Below are 21349 nucleotides of genomic sequence, written 5' to 3'. Positions count from 1 at the left end.
TGTTCAGTCTTGGGCGCGGGCTCAGCCGCCAATCAACGCCCGGATATCCGCTTCTGTCTGGGGGCCGAAGCGGGTTTCCAGCAATTCTCCGTCCGGATTAACGACGAACGTGGCCGGCAGGGCCACGGGAATCTGCCAACCAAACCGGGAAGCGGGATCTTCCGCCAGCATGGTGAACTCGATGCCCATCCGATCGCCCAGCTCTGTCAGTTCCGCTCCCTTTACGCCGTCAAAGTTGACGCCAAGCACCGCAATATCCGGCGCTTTGTCCAGTTCGTTCAGTTCCGGGATTTCCTCCAGGCAGGGCTTGCACCATTCGGCCCAGTAATTGACCAGCACCCACTGGCCTCGCAGGCTGTCCCAATTCAGTCGGGGCCCTTCCGCGCGCTCAAATTCGGCTTTCTGGCAGCCTGACAAAAAAACCGCCATCAGCACGGCTGCAACCATCAACCCTCGGGTTCGGCCACCCGACACAGGGTACTGCACGGCAACTCCTCCTGTTAGACTACGGGCCTTTGACAAACCCGCCGTATCCATCCCAGACAATCAGGCCAGAAGATGACAGAACCGACCCGGATTTTCCACAACCCGCGCTGCTCCAAGTCACGTCAAACACTTGAACTGCTTAACGAACGGGGAATCGAGCCGGAAATTATACGCTACCTGGAAACCCCTCCGACAGCGGAAGAGCTCGGGAATATCCTCGACATGCTGGGCTGCCAGCCCCGCGAACTCATGCGAACCAAGGAAACCGAGTACAGGGAGCGGGGCCTGGATAATCCTGAACTGTCCCGTGAGCAGCTGCTCCAGGCGATGTCCGAGCATCCGAAACTGATCGAGCGCCCCATTGTGGTGCGTAACAACAAAGCGGCCCTTGGCAGACCACCAGAGAATGTTCTGACCATTCTGTAATGTAAATACCGAATCCAGTTCCACACCGCCAAGCTAGGAAACCTGTTCCATGGCAGAGCATGCACCGTACGTCCTGATTCTTTACTACAGTCGCAACGGCCAGACTGCAGAGCTGGCCGGCCAGATCGGTCGGGGCGTTGCCCGGGTCCCGGGCATCGAGGCCCGCCTGCGCGCGGTGCCGCCGGTATCCCCCGACACCGAGGCCAGTCTGCCGCCGGTGCCCGATGAGGGAGCACCGTATGCCACCAAGGCCGATCTCGCCGGATGCGCGGGCCTGGCCATTGGCAGCCCCACACGCTTCGGCAACATGGCGGCGCCTCTGAAGCATTTTCTCGATACCACTGGTGACCTGTGGCTGAGCGGCGCCCTGACCGGAAAACCTGCCGGTGCCTTCACGTCGACCGGCAGCCTACACGGTGGCCAGGAAACCACCCTGATGACCATGATGATACCACTGCTCCACCATGGCATGGTGTTGTGTGGCCTGCCCTACACCGAACAGGCACTGAGCGAGACCGAATCCGGGGGAACACCTTACGGCCCCTCCCACTGGGCCGGTACCGCTGAACAGCTGCCCCTGAGCAAACACGAGAAGACCCTGTGCCAGGCCTTCGGCCAACGCCTGGCCACCCTGGCCCTTAAACTGTCCGATTGAACCGGGAAAAACCATGCTCCACAACGCAAAAGCCAAACAGACGGCCCGGCTGACCATTCTGCTGTACCTGTCGGTGCTGGCGACCCTTATTGCCACCACCTTTTTCCCCGCGCCGGTTGAGGGAGTTTCCGTCACCCTGATGCTGGCAGTAAAACTGGTGCCTCTATTGGCTTTCGCCGTGCCGGTATTCCGGGGTCACAATCGCGGCTACATCTGGATGGCCTTCGTGGTGATTTTCTATTTCACCCAGGCAGTAGTGTCAGCCTGGCTCAGCGAGGGGGCACCGGGCCCGGTACTGTTGACGGTGCTGACGCTGCTGCTGTTCGTGGTGGCAATGGTCCACCTGAAGGTAAATCGTCCTCAGGCGAGCTGATTCAGGCCTGGCCTGCGCCCTGGCATCATGCCCCGGGGCGCAGGCCACACTGTCCCAGCAGGTCCTGCCAGGCCCGGGTGTGATCCGCCATTGCCTGGTCCAGCTCAAGCCAGAGGCTGCCTTCCGCGGATAGGGACAGGTGGCGCCGGTACCACTCCCGGAAACGCTCCGGCATCACCCCTTCCTGCTGCTGCGCCAGCCTGGCCAGAGGTTCGATAAGGGCATTCCGGGCCCGGCGAATCTCTCCCATGTAGGGCTGGATCTCCCCGATGTATACGCTGAAGAACATGTTCTGCACAATGTCGGACTGATTGTTCGGCTTGCCATTGAGGCACAGCGGATGGCCTTTCAGCCGCTCCTGCAACAGACCGGTGGCGTCGTCCAGCCTGGCCGCCAGCAACCGGGCGCTGTTTATCAGCTGCCCCGCCCGATATTCCGCCTGCCATCGCTGATGAACGTTGCCAGCGAAGTCCAGTGACACATCCACCTTCTTATCCAGCAACCTGGCGGTGGCGGCATTTAACTGCTGCGCATCCACGGCCAGATCGGAAACCGGGTCGCCTTCCGGGGCTACCGGGTAATAGCCCTTGGCCAGGGTGAACAGGTTCTCCACCTCCTCCACGCCCCAGATAGCATTCCACACTGCGATGGGCAGGGACTCCCTCTTACTCTCGATAGCCTCATCCAGGACCTCTTCAAGCTCTTCATCATCGACCTCCGGCAGGCATTCCCGGGCCGCCTCGATAAACCGCACCTCGTAACGAAGGCGGTTGAGGGGCTGCATGACCCGGCCCATCACAGAATTCTTTTCGCCCACCACAAACTGCAGTTCGCAGCCATAGAGGGAGAGGAAGTCGAGCATGCCCAAGTCCAGTTCCGGCATGGCCAGCACCCGGTCACGACGCCGGGGAATCTGTTCCGCGGGTTCAGGGGAAGAAAGCTCGGGTTCCGTCTCCAGAACCCGGGCGACCCGCTCCACGTATTCATCCAGCATGGGGCGGGCCTCAGAGAAGGGATTACAGGCACTCAGGACCGGAATAATAAGCAGCAGCGCCATCGGGCGGGCCCGGTGTTTTCCGGTCATGGAATCCTCCTGTAGGTCGGGCGGAGGTGTCAGCGCTTGCGCAGCAGGGTCTCCACCTCCGAGAAATCACGGGCGACGAAACGGCCAGTGTCAGGCAGCTCGCCCTCCCGGACCAGCCAGGCGGTCTTCATGCCGGCAGCCTCTGCCGCATCGAGTTCCGACTCGACATCGGACAGGAACAGCATGGTTTCCGGCTCGACACCCAGCTCTTTCAGAATATTACGATAGGAATCGGCTTCTTTCTTGCCGCCGATGCGGGTGTCGAAATACCCGGAGAAAAACGGCGTAAAATCACCCTCGGTGGTAAAGCCGAAAATGAGCTTCTGGGCCTTCACCGAACCGGAAGAGTATACGAACAGACGCAGGCCCCGATCATGCCAGCGCTGCAGGTAATCAGCCGCGTCCGGGTAGATATGGCCCTTCAGCTCGCCCTGCTGGTAGCCCTGTTCCCAGACCATGCCCTGCAGGGCTTTCAGGGAGGTTTCCTTGCGGTCCTCCCGGATCCATTGCTGGAGCACCTCGACGAGGCCCTCGACATCCTGCCGATCGACGCCACTTTTTGCTGCAACCGCATCGAGCTGCTCAGCCACGGCAGGTTCCTCCCGGTTGTCGGTCACGAACCCGGGCAGGTGTTCAGCCGCGAACGGGAACAGCACGTCGTGCACAAACGAAATGGAGCTGGTGGTGCCCTCAATATCCGTCAGGATAACCCGGATCATCCACCCGCCTCCGCCAGCGCTTCGTACCGGGGCAGTCTGCTGGCAATGTCCTCACCGGTAAAGTCGGCCACCCAGCCTTCAGGATTGCTGAACAGGCGGATGCAGGTGAATTTCGGCTCAGGCCCCATATCAAACCAGTGCCGGGTGCCGTCCGGAACGCTGATCAGATCATTCTTCTGGCACATCACCGCGTAGACCTGGTCACCGAAGTGCAGGTAGAACAGGCCCTGGCCCCGCACGAAAAAACGCACCTCGTCCTCACTGTGGGTGTGCTCATCCAGGAATTTCTGGCGGAACGCCTCTTTCTGCGGGTTATCCGGATTCAGGCTGACCACATCAGCGGTCTGGAATCCGCATTCTTCCTTCAGCCGGGCCACTTCCTCGCTGTAGACCTCCAGGATCTGTTTCTGGGTGGCATCGGCCGGCAAGTCACGGGTCGGCCACTGCTCGAAGCGAATGCCCTGGGTGGCCAACAGCTCACGGATTTCCGACGGGTCTTCCGTCACGGTCCGGGCGTGCTCTGGCTGGTTTTGATCAAAGATGCTCAGGGTGGTCATGGGCGGACCCTCATGGTTTCAAGTTCACATTCAAAGAGGAATTCAAACGCTTCCACATGGCGCAGGCAATCGGCCATGGTGTTGCCCCAGGTGTACAGGCCGTGGCCCCGGATCAGGTAGCCCGGCTGCTTCGGGTGCTCTGCGAACCAGGCTTTGGTATCCCGGGCGAGCGCATCGATATCCTGGGTATTATCGAACAACGGAACCGTCAGTACGGATTCGTGGGTCTGCACGCCGGCAAAGGCCTTCTGCAGCTCATAGCCTTCGAGCTCCAGTGCCCGGCCCGGCTCAAGCAGCCGGCTCAGTACGGTGGCTTTCACTGAATGGGTGTGCAGCACCGCCCCGACCTCCGGGAACAGTTCATAAAGCACGGTGTGCAGCCGGGTTTCTGCCGAGGAACGGCAATTGCTCTGGACGGACTGACCGGACAGATCCACCACCATCACATCGCCGGCACCCAGCTGGCCCTTGTGCCGGCCGGAAACCGTGATCGCGATGTGCTCGTCATCAATCCGCGCCGAGTAGTTGCTGCTGGTGGCCGGTGACCAGCCCCGCTGGTAAAGGAAGCGACCGGCTTCGGCGATGGATTCTGCCGCAATGGCGTATCGGGTGACATCAAACACGGTGTTTCTCCACGGACCAGGTGACAGGGGTGTCCCCGCCTACCGGAAATTATCAACCCTCGATTGCCGCCATTATAGGGATGGTTGGGCGGCCCGCAAATCATGTCGCGCGGTAATCAGGTCCGCCACGATGGAAATGGCAATTTCCGCGGGAGTCTTGCTGGGAATATTGACCCCGATTGGCGCCCTGAGCCGGGCGAGCGCCGCCTCATCCAGCCCCAGGGAGGCGAGCCTGGAGCGACGTGCCTCGGAGGTTTTGTGAGAGCCCATGGCGCCGACATAGAACGCCGGCGTCTGCAGCGCCGCCAGCAAACCCATATCATCAACCCGCGGGTCGTGGGCCAGTGCCAGAACCCCGGACCATTGATCACCATAGTCTTCGGCAATGAGATCGTCCGGCAGCCGGCGGATCAAGGGAATATGCGGATACTGCCAGCCTTCTGCAAAGGTATCACGGGGCTCGCACAGGGTAACGGTGAACCCGGTTGCCGAGGCAAACTCCGCCACGTGGCGTGCCACCTCGCCGGCGCCGATCAGCAGTAGCGGGCACTCTGGCTGCAGAGTGTGGACCAGGGTCTGGCCGTCAAAGGTCACCCCATTGCGGGCGTTACCGTCTGCTCCTACGAGGCACATACCGCCGCCAACCACCACTTCCCGCACAACCGGTTGTCGTTCAGAGATTGCTCGTAACAGACTATCGATATGGGACAGATTGTCCGACGGCACCAGCGGCTCCACCAGCAACCGGATCCGTCCGCCACAGGGCAACTGGAAGCGGTCCCGGTCCCCGTCGGCAATTCCATAGTCAATCAGGATTGATTCGACGGGCCCCTCAGCGGCGGTTCGGCGCAGCAACTCCTCCTCCAAACAGCCGCCAGAGACCGAGCCGCTCCAGCGACCGCTCTCCGACACCGCCAGCCAGGAGCCCACCGGCCTCGGGGACGAACCCCAGGTTTCCACAATGGTGCACAACCAGACCCGTTCGCCGGCAGACAGCCAACGACGGACACTGTCCATAACGAAAGCCGGGGCGGAAATCACGGGCGCACTACCGCAGCCATCAGGCATCCGCCTTCAGAGGCAGGGTCCGCTGGCGCTTGCCGGTCAGCGCAAACAGGGCATTTCCCAGGGCCGGAATCACTGGCGGCACACCGGGTTCACCGACGCCGGTCGGCGTCTCGGTGCTGTCCACAACCTCCACCTCGACATCCGGCCGCTCATACTGTCGCAGCAGCGGGTAGTCGTGGAAGTTGGATTGCTGAACCTCGCCCTGTTCCAAGGTAATTTCCCCGTACAATGCTGCCGTCAGGCCGAACAGGATACCGCCCTCGATCTGGTCAACCACGATCGCCGGGTTGACCACCTGGCCGCAATCCACGGCCGCGGCAACCTTATAGACCCGGATCGAGCCATTCTCGAGTCCGGCTTCCACCACCTGGGCCACGTAGGTGCCAAAGCTGCGCATCAGGGCAATGCCCCGGGCCCGGCCCTCCGGTACCGGCGTGTCCCAGCCGCCCAGTCGGGCCGCCCGGTCCAGTACCTCCCGATGTCGGGGCTCGTTCTCCAGCAGGCGGTAACGGAAGCGGTAAGGGTCCTGCCCCGCTTCGTGGGCCAGTTCATCCATGAACGTCTCGACGGCAAAGCCGTTATGGGAATAACCCACCGAGCGCCACCAGGTGATGGGAACCCCCGGATCGATATGGGTATGGCGGATATCGATGTTTGCCACCTGGTAGGGATATTCGATCGCCCCCTCGATGGCGGAGATATCTTTCGGGGTGGCAATGCCTTCGGCCCAGACTCCGACCTTGCCGAGGGTGTCGTAAAGGAACTTGGGCGTCCACGGGAACTGCGCCGGGCCAGCATTGCGAACGTACCAGTTCAGAATCTGCGGCCCGACGATCTGGTGATCCCAGCCACTGAGCTCACCCTTGTTCAGGCCCGCCTTCATCCGGTGCAGCATCGCCGGGCGGTACAGGTCGTGGCGGGTATCCTCTTCCCGGGACCAGATCACCTTCACCGGCCGGTCCACACGGAACGCGACGGCTGCGGCTTCTTCGATGTAGTCCTGGGTCAGGCGGCGGCCAAAGCCACCCCCGAGGAAGGTGGTGTTGATGGTGACCTCGTCCGGGGCAAGATCGGTCACCCGGGCAGCGGCAATCCGGCCCAGATCCGGCGCCTGGGTCGGCGCCCAGATCTCCATATGATCGTTGCGGTACCAGGCGGTAGCGTTCATGGGCTCAAGGGTGGCGTGCGCCAGGTATGGCTGGCTGTACTCGGCCACCACCACCTTGTCAGCAGTTGCCAGAACGCTTTCGGTATCGCCCTCGCTGCGCTCTGACTTGCCGGCATCCTCGTCCGCCGCCTTGCGATAGGTCTTGAACACCTCGGCCGTGGACAGCCCCAATGCCTCAGCGAAGTCCCACTGGACCTTGAGTGCCTCCTGGGCCTTGCGGGCACGCCAGTACTTGTCGGCGACGATGGCCACGCCGCGGTCGATTTCCATGACCTCCAGAACCCCGGCCATGGCCCGGACCTCATCGCCATTGAACGACTGGACCTTGCCGCCGAAACGGGGTGGACGGGTGACCACTGCATACACCATGTCCGGCAGGCTGACATCAATGCCGTACACGGCTTTGCCGGTGGACTTGGCCCGGGCATCCAGCCGCCGGTTCTGTTTGCCAATGTATTTCCACTCAGCTGCCGGCTTGAGCGCGACGTCCCCGCGCAGAATTTCTTTGGAAGCCAGCTCAACCAGCCGGCCGTAGCGCATGGAATCGATGCCATTGGGGTGGATGACCCGGCCTTCGCTGGCCGAGCACTCTGCGGCATCAACCTGCCAGACGCCTGCGGCCGCCCGGACCAGCATCTCCCGGGCCTCCGCACCGGCGGTCCTCAGGGGCTCCCAACTGGTAGCCAGACTGGTGCTGCCCCCAGTGAGCTGCAGCTTGTACAACGGATTCTTGTACTCATCGGCAACGGGGGCAAAGCGTGGTTCAATGGCCTCCGGGGCCACCTCCAGCTCTTCAGCGATAAGCGTGGTGAGGCCGGTGTAGGTGCCCTGCCCCATTTCCACCCGCGCCAGGGTGAAATAGATCCGGTCATCCCGGGTAATCTCCAGCCAGGCATCCGGGCGCCATTCGCCGGTCTCCTCCTCGTAGCCCGTGGGAAGTCCGGCGCATCCGGGCAGAGACAGGGAAAGCATCAGGCTGCCGGACGCCCCGGCACCGACTTTCAGGAAATCCCTTCGGTTCATCGCCATGTCACGCCTTCTCCTGCGCCGGCTTCTCGCCGGCAACCACGGATTCCACGGCAGCGATGATCCGGCTGTAGGTGCCACACCGGCATAGGTTGCCGGTCATGGCTGCAACGATCTCGTCACGACCCGGTGAGGGAGTGGTCGCAAGCAAATGGGCGGCGCTCATGATCTGGCCGGACTGGCAATAACCGCACTGGGGCACCCCGTGGTCAATCCAGGCCTGCTGCAATGCATGCAACCGGTCGCCACTTTCCAGTCCTTCGATCGTGGTCACTTCGCCATTCTCTGCCATTTCCACCGGTGTGGAGCAGGAGCGCACCGGCTGCCCGTTCAGGTGCACCGTACAGGCGCCACACAGTCCCGCTCCACATCCGAACTTGGTGCCAGGCAGCCCCAGTTCGTCCCGCAGCACCCATAACAGGGGCGTATCGGCCTCGATATCCAGCGAGTGAGTCTCGCCATTCACTGTCAGGCGCAATGCCAATCCCTCTCTCCTGTGCAGGAGCTTTTAGTCCGCCCACTTCTGTTATTAGGGGGCAGGTCGACACAGAGGCCCTTATTTGACGACTTCCTCACCATCTTTGTTTTCCCAGATCTTGCGCTCACTGGACTCCATCTGACCGTTGGAATTCCAGACTTCACGATCCTCCGTGGCTTCCTCGACCTTGCCGTTATCATTCCAGATCACGCGATCCTTGCAGCCGGCCAGAGCCAGCACTGAGAACACAATCACAACCAACTGCTTAACCACACTTACCTCCAGTACCGGTTTTCCCGGTGCTTCATCATGATGTTGGCAAGGACTGGATACCTTACCGGCTTCCGTGGATTTCACGATTGCGCTGCTTATCGCGATCACTCTTCCGTACCATGACATAAACCGCCCCGGTGCCACCATGGTGTTTTTGGGCCGAATGAAACGCCAGCACATCGTCAAGCTCGGGTAGCCACTTGGCAAGGTAGCTTTTCAGCTGGGCGATGCCGTCAGGGTTACGCTCGCCCTTGCCATGAAGAATGATCACCGAGCGAAGGCCGTAACGGACGCAATCACCGATGAAGGTGAATACTTCCCGCCGGGCCTGCTCAACGGTCATGCGATGCAGGTCAAGGCGAGCTTCAATAGGATACTGACCGAGTCGGAGCTTGCGAAAGACACCATGCTGGATGCCCGGCCGCTGCCAACTCAGAATATCGTGCGCGGTCAGCGGCGCCACCATATCGGAAGTCAGCGGATTGACATCCTTCAGCGGTTTCTCCACGGCCGCGCGCTGACGCTCCAGGTGACCCGGAGTCAGCTCCCTGGGCGTGGAGACCTCCGCCCGGTTCGGTTTGCGGATGCGCCGAACGTCCTTCATTTCTTCCAGGAAGGCCAGGCGCTCATCTTTATTGGTCATGGATCGGCGTGTATCTGGATTGATTGATATCAGAACTTTACCACCGCCCCGGTATACCATAAAGAATGCAGCTACCCAGACCGCCGCCTGAGACGAAAATCGTAGGGCTCGATCCCCGGCCTTGCACTACACTCAGGCAGACAATAATAACGAGCGAACGGATCCGGATATGGCCTCAAACCAGGACAGTAACCGCCCCCAGAATACCCGCGCCATCATGAGCTTCCTACGGGAACATGCACCTTTCTCCAGCATGGACGATGCCCATCTGGCCCATTTTGCCGAGCACGCGACCCTCAGGTTCTTTGCGGATGGTGACGAAGTACTCTCACCGGATGACGGTGTCGTTAAACGATTTTACGTGGTCAAACAGGGACGGATCCGCGGCGAACGCCACAATGACAAAGAAGACCGGACCGAAACCACCTTTGAAATCAGCCGCGGCGAATGCTTTCCCCTGGCAGCACTGATCGGCGAACGCCCGACCCGCACCCTGCACCGGGCTGACGGCGACACCTTTTGCCTGAGCATTGAGCAGGACGCCTTCATCACCCTGTTCTCCGAGAGCGACCCGTTCCGCGATTTCTGTCTCAGGGGCGTCAGCAGCCTGCTTGACCAGGTGAACCAGCGCATCCAGTCCAACGCCATGGCGTCCATGGGGTCCAGCAACAGCCTGGATACCCCGCTGGAGCGCTATGCCTTGCGCAACCCGATTGTCTGCTCTCCGGATCTACCGGTGCGCAAGGCCGTAGCACGCATGCACGAGAACAATGTCGGCAGCATCATTATTACCGACGACAACCGGCACCCGATCGGCATTTTCACCCTGCGCGACTTACGCACCATGATCGCCGAGGAAAAAGGCCCCCTGGATACACCGGTCCGCCAGGTGATGACACCCGAGCCGTGCCGACTGCCCGCCGGCGCAGACGCCTTCGAAGCAGCGATGCTGATGGCCGAGCACCATTTTGCCCACCTATGTGTAATTGACGATGAACAACGCCTGATCGGCGTGGTCTCCGAGCGGGATCTGTTCGCGCTGCAGCGGGTGGATCTGGTCAACCTGGCCCGCACCATAGGCACCGCTACCCATCTGCGCACCCTGGTAAGCCTGCGAAGCGACGTATCCCGGCTGGTGGACGCCATGCTGGCCCATGGTGCCGATTCCGGCCAGGTGGTGAAGATCATCACCACTCTCAATGATGTCACCGTACGCCGGGTCCTGGAACTGAATCTGCAGAAGAACGATCCGGGCATCCCCTTCACCTGGCTGACCTTCGGTTCCGAGGGTCGCCAGGAGCAGACCCTGCTCACCGACCAGGACAACGGCATCCTGTTCCGGACGCCAGCGGGAATGACCGAGGAGCAGGTCCGGGAGAAGCTGTTGCCCTTCGCCCAGACCGTCAACAAGGAGCTGGCCGAGTGCGGCTTCACCCTGTGCAAGGGCAACATAATGGCCAGCAACCCGAAGCTCTGCCTGAGCGACCGGGAATGGGATGACTGGTTCATCCGCTTTATCGATGCCTCCACACCCCAGAACCTGGTGTACTCATCGATATTCCTGGACATGCGGGCGGTGTTCGGCCCAACGGAACCCTTGCATGAACTCCTGGAAAAGGTCCTGACACGAATCCGCAAGAACGCCCTTTTCCAGAAGATGCTGGCCGGCAACGCGCTGCAGCGCAAACCACCCCTGACGATGTTCCGCAACTTCCGTTACCTGAACGAGGAGAAGAAACACGCCCTGGATCTCAAGCGTCAGGGTCTGGCGCCGTTTGTGGAATCGGTGCGGGTATTCGCCCTGGCCAATGGCGTGGAGACCGCCAACACCCTGGAACGGATGGAAGAACTGGCGAAAAAGGGGGTATTCGACCCGAAAGATGCCAATGCCTGGAAAGAAGCCTACAGCCTCATCCAGGCCATTCGCATGCGCGCCCACCAGGAAATGCTGGATCGTGGCGAGGACCTGACCAACTACATTGATCCGGACGACCTGAACCCGCTGGACCGGCGGATCCTGCGCGAATCCTTCCGCCAGGCCCAGCGACTCCAGCAGAAGCTGGAAGTCACCTATCAACTCTGAGAGCCGGACAGGATGCTGGATTTCATCAAACAATGGCTGGAACGGCGCCGGGCCGGCCAGATCGGCGAGCACGACTGGGATAACCTTCCTGCACCCAAAAGTGCAGGCGACCAGCTGTTATCCAACAGCCGACTGATTGTGCTCGACCTCGAAACCACCGGCCTTAACGCCGCCAAGGACGAGGTGATTGCTATTGGGGCGGTGGCCATCAGCGGCGGAGTCATCCACCTCGATGACCAGTTCGACCTGATTCTCAGGCGCCCTGAACTGGATATCAGTGAAACGGTCCTGATCCATGGCATCGGACCGGAAGCCCTGACCCAGGGCCACGAAACCGAGGATGCCCTGCTGTACCTGCTGGAATGGATGAACGGCGACCCGGTGCTGGCCTACCACTCCGCCTTCGACCAGAAATTCCTGGAAAAGACGCTCAAGGCGGAGCTGGGCTATACCCAGCAACATCTGTGGATCGATGTGGCCGACCTGCTTCCGGCATTTTTTCCGGACGCCAAAACCGGTGGCAAGGGCCTGGACAACTGGGCAGATTTCTTCGGGCTGGAAGTCAGCGAGCGGCACCAGGCCGCCGCCGACGCCCTTGCCACTGGCGAACTCTCCCTGGTGGCGCTGAACAAGGCACGGAAGGAAGATGTAAAAACCCTGAAAGAATTGAATGACAAGCTTCGATATCACCGGAGATTGCAAAACATGCATCGTTTTTAAGGGAGGGCAAAACCGCTTCACAAAATTGACCAATCCCAAGGCAAATTACTGAGAATTAGACCTTTTGCCAATATCTATATGTTGGTTGACCAGTAAAGTCATTAGGGACAACAGTCGGAGAAGTACTTATATGAATAATAAATTCTCTATCCGAAATACCTCACCAAAAATCCATCCAACCTCCACAACAACAACACAGGAGTGACTCCTATGTCAGGTCATAGCTACGACGCTGAAAACTACTGGAAGGCGAACCTCCGCCTGATATTCGGGAGCCTGATTGTCTGGGCCCTGGTATCTTATGGCTGCGCCATCCTGCTTCGTCCAATGCTGGCGGGCATTCCCGTTGGCGGAACCGATCTGGGCTTCTGGTTCGCCCAGCAGGGCTCCATCCTTGCCTTTATCGCTCTGATCTTCCACTACGCGTGGCGCATGAACAAGATCGACGAAAAATTCGGCGTACACGAGGAGTAAGGACGAATGAGCCAATTTGCCATCAACCTCATTTTCGTAGGGGGCTCTTTCCTCCTCTATATCCTGATTGCTATCTGGGCGAAAGCCAGTAGCACCAAGGACTTCTACGTTGCCGGCGGCGGCGTTCACCCGGTCACCAACGGTATGGCGATCGGTGCAGACTGGATGTCGGCGGCATCCTTCATCTCCATGGCCGGCCTGATTGCTGCCGGCGGTTATGCCAACTCCACCTTCCTCATGGGCTGGACCGGCGGTTACGTACTTCTGGCCATGCTGCTGGCTCCGTACCTGCGGAAGTTCGGCAAGTTCACGGTTCCCGAGTTCATCGGTGACCGTTTCTACAGCAAGAACGCCCGCCTGGTGGCTGTTATCTGCCTCATCGTGGCGTCCGTGACCTACGTAATCGGTCAAATGGCCGGTGCCGGCGTTGCCTTCTCCCGCTTCCTGGAGGTGGAGTCCACCATGGGTCTGATGATCGCCGCAGTAGTTGTATTCGTGTACGCCGTACTCGGCGGCATGAAGGGCATCACCTACACCCAGGTTGCCCAGTACTGCGTACTGATCATTGCCTACACCATCCCCGCTGTGTTCATCTCCCTGCAGCTGACGGGCAACCCGCTGCCGCCGCTGGGTCTGTTCTCAACCCACACTGACTCCGGCCTGCCGATTCTGGAGAAGCTGAACCAGGTCATCACCGACCTCGGGTTCAACTCCTACACCGCCGACATCGATAACAAGCTGAACATGGTTCTGTTCACCCTGTCCCTGATGATCGGTACTGCAGGTCTGCCGCACGTTATCATCCGGTTCTTCACGGTACCCAAGGTTGCCGACGCGCGCTGGTCAGCCGGCTGGGCTCTGGTCTTCATCGCCCTGCTGTACCTGACTGCTCCGGCCGTTGCGTCCATGGCTCGCCTGAACCTGATGACCACCATCTACCCGGATGGCACTGACGCGGCTCCGATCCTGTACGAAGAGCGCCCGAACTGGGTCAAGGAGTGGGAAGTTACCGGTCTTATCCAGTTCGAGGACAAGAACAACGACGGTCGCATTCAGCACTACAACGCCAGCGAATCCTTCCAGCCTGAAGCGGACGCGCGTGGCTGGGCTGGCAACGAGCTGACCGTTAACCGGGATATCCTGGTACTGGCTAACCCGGAAATCGCCAACCTGCCAGGCTGGGTAATCGGCCTGATTGCGGCCGGTGGTCTGGCAGCGGCACTGTCCACAGCAGCGGGTCTGTTGCTGGCGATCTCCTCTGCGGTGAGTCACGACCTGATCAAGGGTTCCATTAACCCGAACATCACGGAAAAAGGCGAACTGCGGGCAGCCCGGATTTCCATGGCTGTGGCCATCGTGGTAGCCACCTGGCTTGGTGCTAACCCGCCCGGTTTCGCGGCACAGGTAGTAGCTCTGGCGTTCGGTATCGCCGCAGCCTCCCTGTTCCCGGCGCTGATGATGGGTATCTTCTCCAAGCGCGTAAACAACGTTGGCGCCATTGCTGGCATGTTGTCCGGTCTGGCTTTCACCCTGGCATACATCTTCGTGTATAAGGGCTGGCTGTTCATCCCGGGCACCAACAACCTGCCGGATACCCCGGAGAACTGGGTACTGGGCATCTCCCCGCTGTCTATCGGTGCGGTTGGTGCAATCGTCAACTTTGCGGTAGCCTTCGTTGTATCCAATGCAACTGAAGAACCGCCCGTTGAGATTCAGGAGCTGGTTGAAAGCGTCCGTTACCCGCGTGGTGCCGGTCAGGCTCAAGACCACTAAGCAACAATTCAACCTGATTCATTCGATGAATTGACAGGTTGATACTGGACGGGCTTCCTCATCGAGGGAGCCCGTTCTTTTTTGAGGAAGTAGATTTATGTTCTGGACCTTTATCGCCACAGTCTTTTGCGGCCTCGGCGCGGCCGGCATTGCCCTGGGTATCCGCGCCATCACCCGCAACAAGGCTCCCCGCTGGCTCATCCCCGTATTTGCCGGCGCCGGCATGCTCGGCTATCTAATCTATGGCGAGTACACCTGGTACGATCACAAGAAAACCCTGCTGCCCGAAGAGGCCGTAATCGTCGGTACCGAGAATGATGGTATCCTCTGGCGCCCATGGACGTTCGTGTTCCCTTACGTCACCGCATTCTCGACTGTGGATGTCAAAAGCATCAGCCGTGATACTGACAACCCGGGAATCGTTCGCTTTACCCTCTACCGTTTCGAACAGAAGATGACCGATGCGGTCTCCCATCGAGTGCATATCATCAACTGCGAAAGCCGTGAGCTGGTCCCGCTGGGGGCTGACGGAACGCCTCGGGTGGACAACATGAAGGTCCTTGAATCCGGTAACCCGCTGTTTCATACCGTCTGCGCCGACTGACCGGAGGTTTGAAACGGAGACTCCAAGCTGTTTTAACGAGAAGAGCGTTTCATGATTAGCGCCTGGCTGCTGGTATTAATCTCGATCACCTACATTTCCATCCTGTTTGTCATCGCCTGGGCCGGTGACAAGCATCCGGGACTTTACCGGAAACGCCTTGCGCGAACCCACATCTACGCCCTTTCCCTCGCGGTCTACTTCACCTCCTGGACGTTCTACGGCGCCGTCGGCCGTGCCACCCAGGAAGGCCTGGGCTTCTTACCCATCTACCTCGGACCGTTATTGGTGTTCATCTTCGGAGCCCCATTGCTCCGGCGCATCATTTACATCAGCAAACGCAACAACAGTACCTCGATTGCCGACTTTATCGCCTCCCGCTACGGCAAATCGCAGCTTCTGGCGGCCATGATCGCCACCTTTGCCCTGATCGGCAGCGTGCCCTACATCGCCCTGCAGCTAAAAGCGATTGCCATGGGCTTCAACGTCCTGTCCGAGAGCGGCACCGGCTACCGTGAGCTCAGCTCAGCCGCCTGGAATGATTCGGCCTGGTACATCACCCTGGCTCTGGCGGTGTTTACCGTGCTCTTCGGCACCCGCCACCTGGAATCCACCGAGCATCATCGGGGCATGATACAGGCAGTCGCCTTTGAATCCCTGATCAAACTGATTGCGTTTGTTGCCGTCGGTCTGTTCGTAGGCTTCGGCCTGTACAACGGGTTCGGCGACCTGTTCGACCAGGTTCGGGCGGCGGACCTTGCCAGCGCACTGACCACAGACGGCCTGGAGGCGCCCGCCTTCATTACCCAGACCCTCGTGGCGATGCTGGCGATCATCTGCCTGCCCCGGCAATTCCACGTCATGGTGGTGGAAAACACCGATCACCGGGACTTCGAAGTGGCGCGCTGGGCGATGCCCATTTACCTGGTGGTGGCCAGCGCCTTTGTGCTGCCCATTGCCGCCGCCGGACTGCTGTCGCCGGATATCATGATGGGCAATCCGGACATCCTGATCCTCCAGTTGCCCATTTTTGCCGGCGAAGAGTGGCTGGCGATTCTCGTATTCCTTGGGGGTGGCTCTGCGGCCGCCGCGATGGTGATTGTCTGTTCGGTTGCGATCGCCACCATGGTCAGTAACGAAATCGTCATGCCAGCGCTTCTCAAGTTCTTCCGCCCTGGCATGAACCGACGTACAGACCTCAGCTACCTGTTACTGAGCATCCGCCGGGTAGCGATCTTTGTAGTTCTGCTCACCGCCTATGGTTTTTACCGGATGGCCGGCGAAGACTACAGCCTGACGGCCTTTGGCTTGCTGTCGTTCGCCGCGGCGGCCCAGTTCGGCCCGGCACTCGTGGGTGGAATCATCTGGCGCCAGGGCAATTACACGGGCGCCGTCTGGGGCCTGGCCCTGGGTTTCCTGATGTGGTGCTACACCTTACTGCTGCCGGCTCTGACGACCACGGGCTGGATTGCAGACAGCCTGATCAACCATGGCCTCTGGGGCCTTGGCTGGACCCGACCCACGGCCCTGTTCGGCTCCGATCTTGACCAGACCAGCCACGGCATCATCTGGAGTCTCGGGGTCAACACCGTGACCTATATCGTCCTGTCCATGCTGACCCGTCAGCGGGTGCGCGAGAAGATCCAGATCGCCTCGTTTTTCCATGACCCCCAACCCAAAGCGGAGACCGCCCAGCACCAGAGCTGGCAGGGAGAGATCCTGATTTCGGATCTGCAGGCGCTGACCGACCGTTTCATGGGCGAGGACCGCTCCGAGACCATTTTCCGGAACTACGAACGACGTAACGCCATTCGTCTGCACCCTCACCGGCCAGCCTCCACGCACCTGATGAAATATATTGAGCGCCAGCTTGCCTCGGTGATTGGCGCTTCCACCGCCCGTGTGGTGCTGGAATCCACCCTCACCGGCCGGGACATGCAGATCGAGGATGTGGTCAGTATCGTCGATGAAGCGTCTCAGGCGATGACGTTCAGCCGGGAACTGCTGCAATCGGCCATCGAGAACATAAGCCTCGGAGTCTCGGTGGTGAATCACCAGCAGCAACTGGTGGTCTGGAATCACCGCTACCTTGAGCTGTTCAATTACCCCAAGGGCTTCGTCCGGGTTGGCCGGCCGGTGGAAGACCTGATGCGTTACAACCTCACCAACGCCAATCATTCCGCCCGACGCATCGATGAGATCATTGCCAACCGCTGCAACAGTATGCGCGAGGGTAAGCCGATGTCCTACGAGCGCCAACGTCCCGACGGCACGGTGCTCCGGATCGACGGCAGCCCCATCCCCGGTGGCGGCTACGTGACCACTTTCCAGGACATCACGCCAATGCGCCGAACCGAACAGGCGCTGAAAGAAACCAATATATACCTGGAACAACGGGTGAAGGAACGTACCCAGGAGCTGCAGGTCATCAACGAGCAGATGCTCAAAGCCAAATCCGTGGCCGAGCAGGCCAACCAGAGCAAGACCCGGTTTCTGGCTTCAGCCAGTCACGACCTGCTGCAACCCCTGAATGCCGCCCGACTATTTACTTCTGCTGTTGCCGGCAAGGCCAATGATGACGAAACCAGGGAACTTGTAGAACATATCGACAGCTCCCTGGGTGCAGCGGAAGAAATTATCAGCACCCTGCTGGACATCTCAAAACTGGATGCCGGGGCCCTGGAACCGGATATCGGTGCTTTCCCGGTCAATGAGCTTTTACGCCACCTGGCGACCGACTTCACTGCCATCGCCAAGGAACAGGGCCTGGAACTGCACGTGGTGCCCAGTACGGCCTGGGTGAGATCCGATGCAAAACTGCTGCGTCGGGTGGTCCAGAATTTCCTGTCAAATGCTATCCGCTATACACCCAGCGGAAAGATACTCATGGGGTGCCGTCGCCTGAAGGGCTATATCCGGATTGAAGTTTGGGACACCGGCCCCGGCATTCCGGAAGACCAGCTGGCCCATATTTTTGAGGAGTTCCGCCGTTTCCAGCACGGGCGGGACAAGAAGGGGCTTGGCCTGGGACTGGCGATTGTCGATCGGATCAGTGGCATGCTGAACCACCCTGTGAGCGTCCATTCCGTCCAGGGGCGCGGTAGCGTGTTCGGCATTACGGTGCCTTCGGCCGCTCCTGAGCAGACCGAACCAAGCACCAAGCCTGCATCCAGTCCAAGGCGGGTTTCAAACCTGGGAGGGCTCCAGGTACTGTGTATTGACAATGATCCGGCAATCCTACAGGGCATGGCTGCCCTTTTGGGCAACTGGCAGTGTGACATAACCTCAGCGGAAAGCCTTGAGGATGCACTCGAGAAGCTCGATGGCCAGCAGCCGGATATTATACTTGCCGATTACCAGCTGGATGATAACCGGAATGGCCTGGATGCCATGGACAGCCTCAGGGCTGCTATCAGCGAGGATATTCCAGGAATACTCATCACCGGCTATATGGCGCCTGAAGTGCGTGAGGATGCGATCGAAAGGGGCTACCAGATTCTTTACAAGCCCGTTAAGCCTGCTGCGTTGAGGGCGATGGTGAACAAGCAGCTGAAGCAGAAGCGGGGGTGATTGACTGAGAGCCTTCTCAATTGGCTTCCAGTATGTATAAAAACCCCGGTGGCGTCATGGCCCGGGGTTTTTGTTTTGTGTTGGGAGCACTGCGTGCTGCAGATGACCTACTTTGCTAAGGCCTGTCGGCCTTCGATAACCGTCCGGTGATCCTATCTTGAGCTTGGCGTTGTTTTCTTTACCGGCACCCGGAGCAACACATCCTTGGGATCCGTGCCCGTTCAACAGTGTTGACGGATCAGGCTCATAATGGCCGCCGCCGCGCGGACCACTGATGTAACGCATGGGCAATAGGCCGGGCTTTGGGTTCTAGGATTTCCTTCCGTTTATCCGGCGGCAAGTCTTTGGTTTCCCGCTCGATGCCGTAGAGACCTCCGACGTAATCCGGCGCCTTGGCGGGCAACTCGCTCCCGTTCGCTTCGTGCAGATCGCAGAACCTGCGCCTGGCGTTGGCCATACAGCCGATTTCATTGACGCCAGTGGCAAAGCCAGCCTTGTGACCGGCCTAATTATCACGAACCAAATTGCTCTGCCAGTCTTCCCTTCGGTCTGGGGGAAGCGCGGAATTCCCCGAGCGACCCGACCCAACATCCGCTACAGCCCACTAAACTTCTTGTTCAGAGTTTTCACCTCAAAGGCACTACCTACCCCATATCGCGGACATGCCACCGCCTTTCCTCAGCTGCTTTCAGCGGAACAGGAGACTTGCTGATATACCATGACGCCGGACAGGGCTCGGTTATGATTATGTTGGTAAGGTTGAGTGTCCACTCGCAGATCAGTGGACACCATCGTGACATTGGCAATTAACGCCTCGGCCACAGGAGAACCATGTTGGATCGCGACTATTATTGCTGTGCAGCTACTTGTTAGACATGGACTACCACACGGTTTCGGCCAGTCGCCTTAGCTTCATACATAGCTTTATCCGCACGATCTATCGATTCTTCGACGGTTTGGAATGGCGTGAGTACTGTAATACCAAAGGAAGCCGTCATTTGTTGGCCCCCCCTAGCTTTATCAAATTGAAAGCGTTGCTCGGCGATAGCCGCCCTTACTCGTTCTACCACATGGCATCCCTGGTCTATGTTTGTACCGGGCATGCATATAATGAACTCCTCTCCCCCATACCTGTAGACTCGGTCGAATCGACGAAGATGAGATTTCACGTGGTGTATGGTTGAGACAAGCACCTTATCACCAGCAGCATGGCCATACTCATCGTTAATACGCTTGAAATGGTCAAGATCAAACAGTGCTATTGTGCAGGTCTGCCTTCCTCTTTCGACTAAAGCGTGCTGCTCGCGAAGATCGTGAAGCAGGCTGGCTCTGGTTAGAGTGTCAGTAAGTGGATCTTGGTTTTGCGCCATTCCGGCAAACGCATCCCGTAACGCTTTGAACTCCAGACGCATTCTGCCAAGGCTGTTGTCGAAATGGTCCCACTCACTCACTGAAATAGGTAGGTTCTCGGAAATCCGCTGAAGCAAAGTTCGTGCTTCGTTGTGCATTGTTTCATGCGCATCGCCTAATAACGCGAAGGACGGGTTTTCTTGTAGAGACGCTGCCTGAGGGCCCTCATACCATTGACCGAAGTCACATCGCCGGTGTGCATCCGGCAGCATATCGGCTTCATCTGGTGACAGGCGAGCAATCAACACACGCAAAAAATTCTTGTACCACTGATCGTGGCTTTGAATAGCCCGATCAAGCTGTGTAACCACCAACTGCAATTGCTGATTGGTTAACTGGGATATACCCATGTTCTCGTTACAGCTTTCACTAGGCGGTAGAGAAACCGGATTCCGAGCCACTTTTACTGCCTGCCTTTTTATTATATTTGTCGTCTCGGTTATGAAATCGGCCGAGTTCCGGGCTGACTCATCACGTTGACTTATTCCGGCGAACGCGAGTCATTATCTCGGTGGTTGTAACCAATTTGCGCACGGCCATCCCACGTTGTCAAGGTTATAATGGACTTCCAGTCATGGGGCAATAGCTCATCGATGGTCATCCAGGTAGCGTGTGAGCGTTTCCCAGCGTTTTAGGCTGTAATCCATGCTTTGGCCGTGCCGGAGCCATCCGGCACTTTCTGGCGGTGCGCCAGTATTCATTGGTGCAGGGCATCGGCAAGGGGTTGGGCAAGCAATTCCCCGGAATGAATCTCGCCATCCTGGAGAAGGGTTATCAGTGCTTCGCGCTGCTGACGATGACCCGGAGCATCCCGAGACGGGGTGCTCGTCCTTACCTGAACGAGCGATGCTCGCTCTGCCTTCGGCACCAGTGCGGACACTCTCGTAGGTCATCTCTTTCTTGCAGCTAATAAAAAACCCCAACACCTTGCGGTGCTGGGGTTTTGTATTAGGAGCCTGACGATGACCTACTCTCGCATGGGCCATGCCACACTACCATCGGCGCAGGTCTGTTTCACTTCTGAGTTCGGGATGGGATCAGGTGGTTCCAGACCGCTATGGTCGTCAGGCAAAACGGTTGATCACTGGGGGACGGGATAGAACGGTCAGTTGGACTGACAGTGATAGTGATTTCGTTTG

The 21349-nt window shown here is 59.1% G+C and carries 20 protein-coding genes, 1 rRNA gene and 1 pseudogene; 9 read left to right on the top strand and 13 right to left on the bottom strand.

All coding sequences use genetic code 11. The features are described 5' to 3' along the window. Positions 1 to 21: 21 nt before the first annotated feature. A complete protein-coding gene (locus R6W86_RS13300) occupies positions 22 to 486 on the bottom strand; it encodes a TlpA family protein disulfide reductase (RefSeq protein WP_410329850.1) in 465 nt (154 codons plus the stop codon). A gap of 72 nt (positions 487 to 558) precedes the next feature. Between R6W86_RS13300 and arsC the strand changes: the two genes are divergently transcribed. From arsC to R6W86_RS13285, 3 genes are read left to right on the top strand one after another with little or no spacing between them, the layout of a single operon-like run. Beyond that, a complete protein-coding gene (gene arsC / locus R6W86_RS13295; protein WP_410329849.1) occupies positions 559 to 912 on the top strand; it encodes an arsenate reductase (glutaredoxin) in 354 nt (117 codons plus the stop codon). A 49-nt stretch (positions 913 to 961) separates the two neighbouring features. After that, a complete protein-coding gene (gene wrbA, locus R6W86_RS13290; RefSeq protein ID WP_410329848.1) occupies positions 962 to 1567 on the top strand; it encodes an NAD(P)H:quinone oxidoreductase in 606 nt (201 codons plus the stop codon). 13 nt (positions 1568 to 1580) lie between these two features. Beyond that, positions 1581 to 1940: a DUF2069 domain-containing protein gene (locus tag R6W86_RS13285; protein ID WP_410329847.1), complete on the top strand. Its 360-nt coding sequence runs from the start codon at positions 1581 to 1583 to the stop codon at positions 1938 to 1940. Between the two features lie 25 nt (positions 1941 to 1965). Here the strand turns inward: R6W86_RS13285 and R6W86_RS13280 are convergent, their stop codons facing one another. The 9 genes from R6W86_RS13280 to smrA form a co-directional block, all read right to left on the bottom strand. Then, positions 1966 to 3024 (bottom strand): DUF3080 domain-containing protein, encoded by a 1059-nt coding sequence (locus tag R6W86_RS13280; protein WP_410329846.1) that lies wholly within the window; start codon positions 3022 to 3024, stop codon positions 1966 to 1968. 29 nt (positions 3025 to 3053) lie between these two features. Next, entirely contained in the window at positions 3054 to 3743 is a 690-nt protein-coding gene (gene mtnC, locus R6W86_RS13275) for an acireductone synthase (RefSeq protein ID WP_410329845.1), read from the bottom strand. Beyond that, entirely contained in the window at positions 3740 to 4300 is a 561-nt protein-coding gene (locus R6W86_RS13270; RefSeq protein ID WP_410329844.1) for a 1,2-dihydroxy-3-keto-5-methylthiopentene dioxygenase, read from the bottom strand. Before R6W86_RS13270 ends, mtnC begins: the two co-directional genes overlap by 4 nt. Further along, positions 4297 to 4923, bottom strand: coding sequence for a methylthioribulose 1-phosphate dehydratase (locus R6W86_RS13265; protein ID WP_410329843.1), 627 nt, complete (start codon positions 4921 to 4923; stop codon positions 4297 to 4299). Before R6W86_RS13265 ends, R6W86_RS13270 begins: the two co-directional genes overlap by 4 nt. A 72-nt stretch (positions 4924 to 4995) precedes the next feature. Continuing rightward, the gene (locus tag R6W86_RS13260) at positions 4996 to 5991 is read right to left on the bottom strand and encodes an XdhC family protein (protein ID WP_410329842.1); all 996 of its coding nucleotides are present in this window, start codon (positions 5989 to 5991) and stop codon (positions 4996 to 4998) included. Continuing rightward, positions 5984 to 8188 carry a molybdopterin cofactor-binding domain-containing protein gene (locus R6W86_RS13255; RefSeq protein WP_410329841.1) on the bottom strand — a complete coding sequence of 735 codons (2205 nt, stop codon included), beginning with the start codon at positions 8186 to 8188 and terminating at the stop codon, positions 5984 to 5986. The genes R6W86_RS13260 and R6W86_RS13255 overlap by 8 nt, the downstream gene beginning before the upstream one ends. A 1-nt stretch (position 8189) precedes the next feature. Next, positions 8190 to 8669 carry a (2Fe-2S)-binding protein gene (locus R6W86_RS13250; protein ID WP_410329840.1) on the bottom strand — a complete coding sequence of 160 codons (480 nt, stop codon included), beginning with the start codon at positions 8667 to 8669 and terminating at the stop codon, positions 8190 to 8192. A 72-nt stretch (positions 8670 to 8741) separates the two neighbouring features. Beyond that, positions 8742 to 8936, bottom strand: coding sequence for a hypothetical protein (locus R6W86_RS13245; protein ID WP_410329839.1), 195 nt, complete (start codon positions 8934 to 8936; stop codon positions 8742 to 8744). A 61-nt stretch (positions 8937 to 8997) separates the two neighbouring features. Continuing rightward, positions 8998 to 9579: a DNA endonuclease SmrA gene (gene smrA / locus R6W86_RS13240; RefSeq protein ID WP_410329838.1), complete on the bottom strand. Its 582-nt coding sequence runs from the start codon at positions 9577 to 9579 to the stop codon at positions 8998 to 9000. Positions 9580 to 9748: 169 nt separating this feature from the next. Here smrA and R6W86_RS13235 point away from each other — a divergent pair, with 169 nt between their 5' ends. From R6W86_RS13235 to R6W86_RS13210, 6 genes are all read left to right on the top strand, one after another. Beyond that, positions 9749 to 11662: a putative nucleotidyltransferase substrate binding domain-containing protein gene (locus R6W86_RS13235; RefSeq protein ID WP_410329837.1), complete on the top strand. Its 1914-nt coding sequence runs from the start codon at positions 9749 to 9751 to the stop codon at positions 11660 to 11662. 12 nt (positions 11663 to 11674) lie between these two features. Further along, the gene (locus R6W86_RS13230) at positions 11675 to 12382 is read left to right on the top strand and encodes a PolC-type DNA polymerase III (RefSeq protein WP_410329836.1); all 708 of its coding nucleotides are present in this window, start codon (positions 11675 to 11677) and stop codon (positions 12380 to 12382) included. Between the two features lie 210 nt (positions 12383 to 12592). After that, positions 12593 to 12856 carry a DUF4212 domain-containing protein gene (locus R6W86_RS13225; RefSeq protein ID WP_410329835.1) on the top strand — a complete coding sequence of 88 codons (264 nt, stop codon included), beginning with the start codon at positions 12593 to 12595 and terminating at the stop codon, positions 12854 to 12856. Positions 12857 to 12862: 6 nt separating this feature from the next. Continuing rightward, the gene (locus R6W86_RS13220) at positions 12863 to 14629 is read left to right on the top strand and encodes a sodium:solute symporter family protein (protein ID WP_410329834.1); all 1767 of its coding nucleotides are present in this window, start codon (positions 12863 to 12865) and stop codon (positions 14627 to 14629) included. Between the two features lie 97 nt (positions 14630 to 14726). Next, positions 14727 to 15233 (top strand): hypothetical protein, encoded by a 507-nt coding sequence (locus R6W86_RS13215; protein ID WP_410329833.1) that lies wholly within the window; start codon positions 14727 to 14729, stop codon positions 15231 to 15233. Positions 15234 to 15284: 51 nt separating this feature from the next. Further along, positions 15285 to 18800 carry a NahK/ErcS family hybrid sensor histidine kinase/response regulator gene (locus R6W86_RS13210; protein ID WP_410329832.1) on the top strand — a complete coding sequence of 1172 codons (3516 nt, stop codon included), beginning with the start codon at positions 15285 to 15287 and terminating at the stop codon, positions 18798 to 18800. Positions 18801 to 19044: 244 nt separating this feature from the next. Here R6W86_RS13210 and R6W86_RS13205 read toward each other — a convergent pair. From R6W86_RS13205 to rrf, 3 genes and pseudogenes are all read right to left on the bottom strand, one after another. Continuing rightward, positions 19045 to 19272 (bottom strand): annotated as a pseudogene (locus R6W86_RS13205) (transposase); the annotation flags it as partial. A gap of 397 nt (positions 19273 to 19669) precedes the next feature. Further along, positions 19670 to 20560: a diguanylate cyclase gene (locus R6W86_RS13200; RefSeq protein ID WP_410329831.1), complete on the bottom strand. Its 891-nt coding sequence runs from the start codon at positions 20558 to 20560 to the stop codon at positions 19670 to 19672. A 604-nt stretch (positions 20561 to 21164) separates the two neighbouring features. Then, positions 21165 to 21279: ribosomal RNA gene (gene rrf, locus R6W86_RS13195) — 5S ribosomal RNA — on the bottom strand. Between the last annotated feature and the right edge of the window lie 70 nt (positions 21280 to 21349).

The organism is Marinobacter sp. (genome assembly GCF_046484525.1).
Taxonomy (GTDB): domain Bacteria; phylum Pseudomonadota; class Gammaproteobacteria; order Pseudomonadales; family Oleiphilaceae; genus Marinobacter.
Note: the sequence above shows the minus strand (reverse complement) of the source record. Positions and strands in the feature narration are given on the sequence as shown.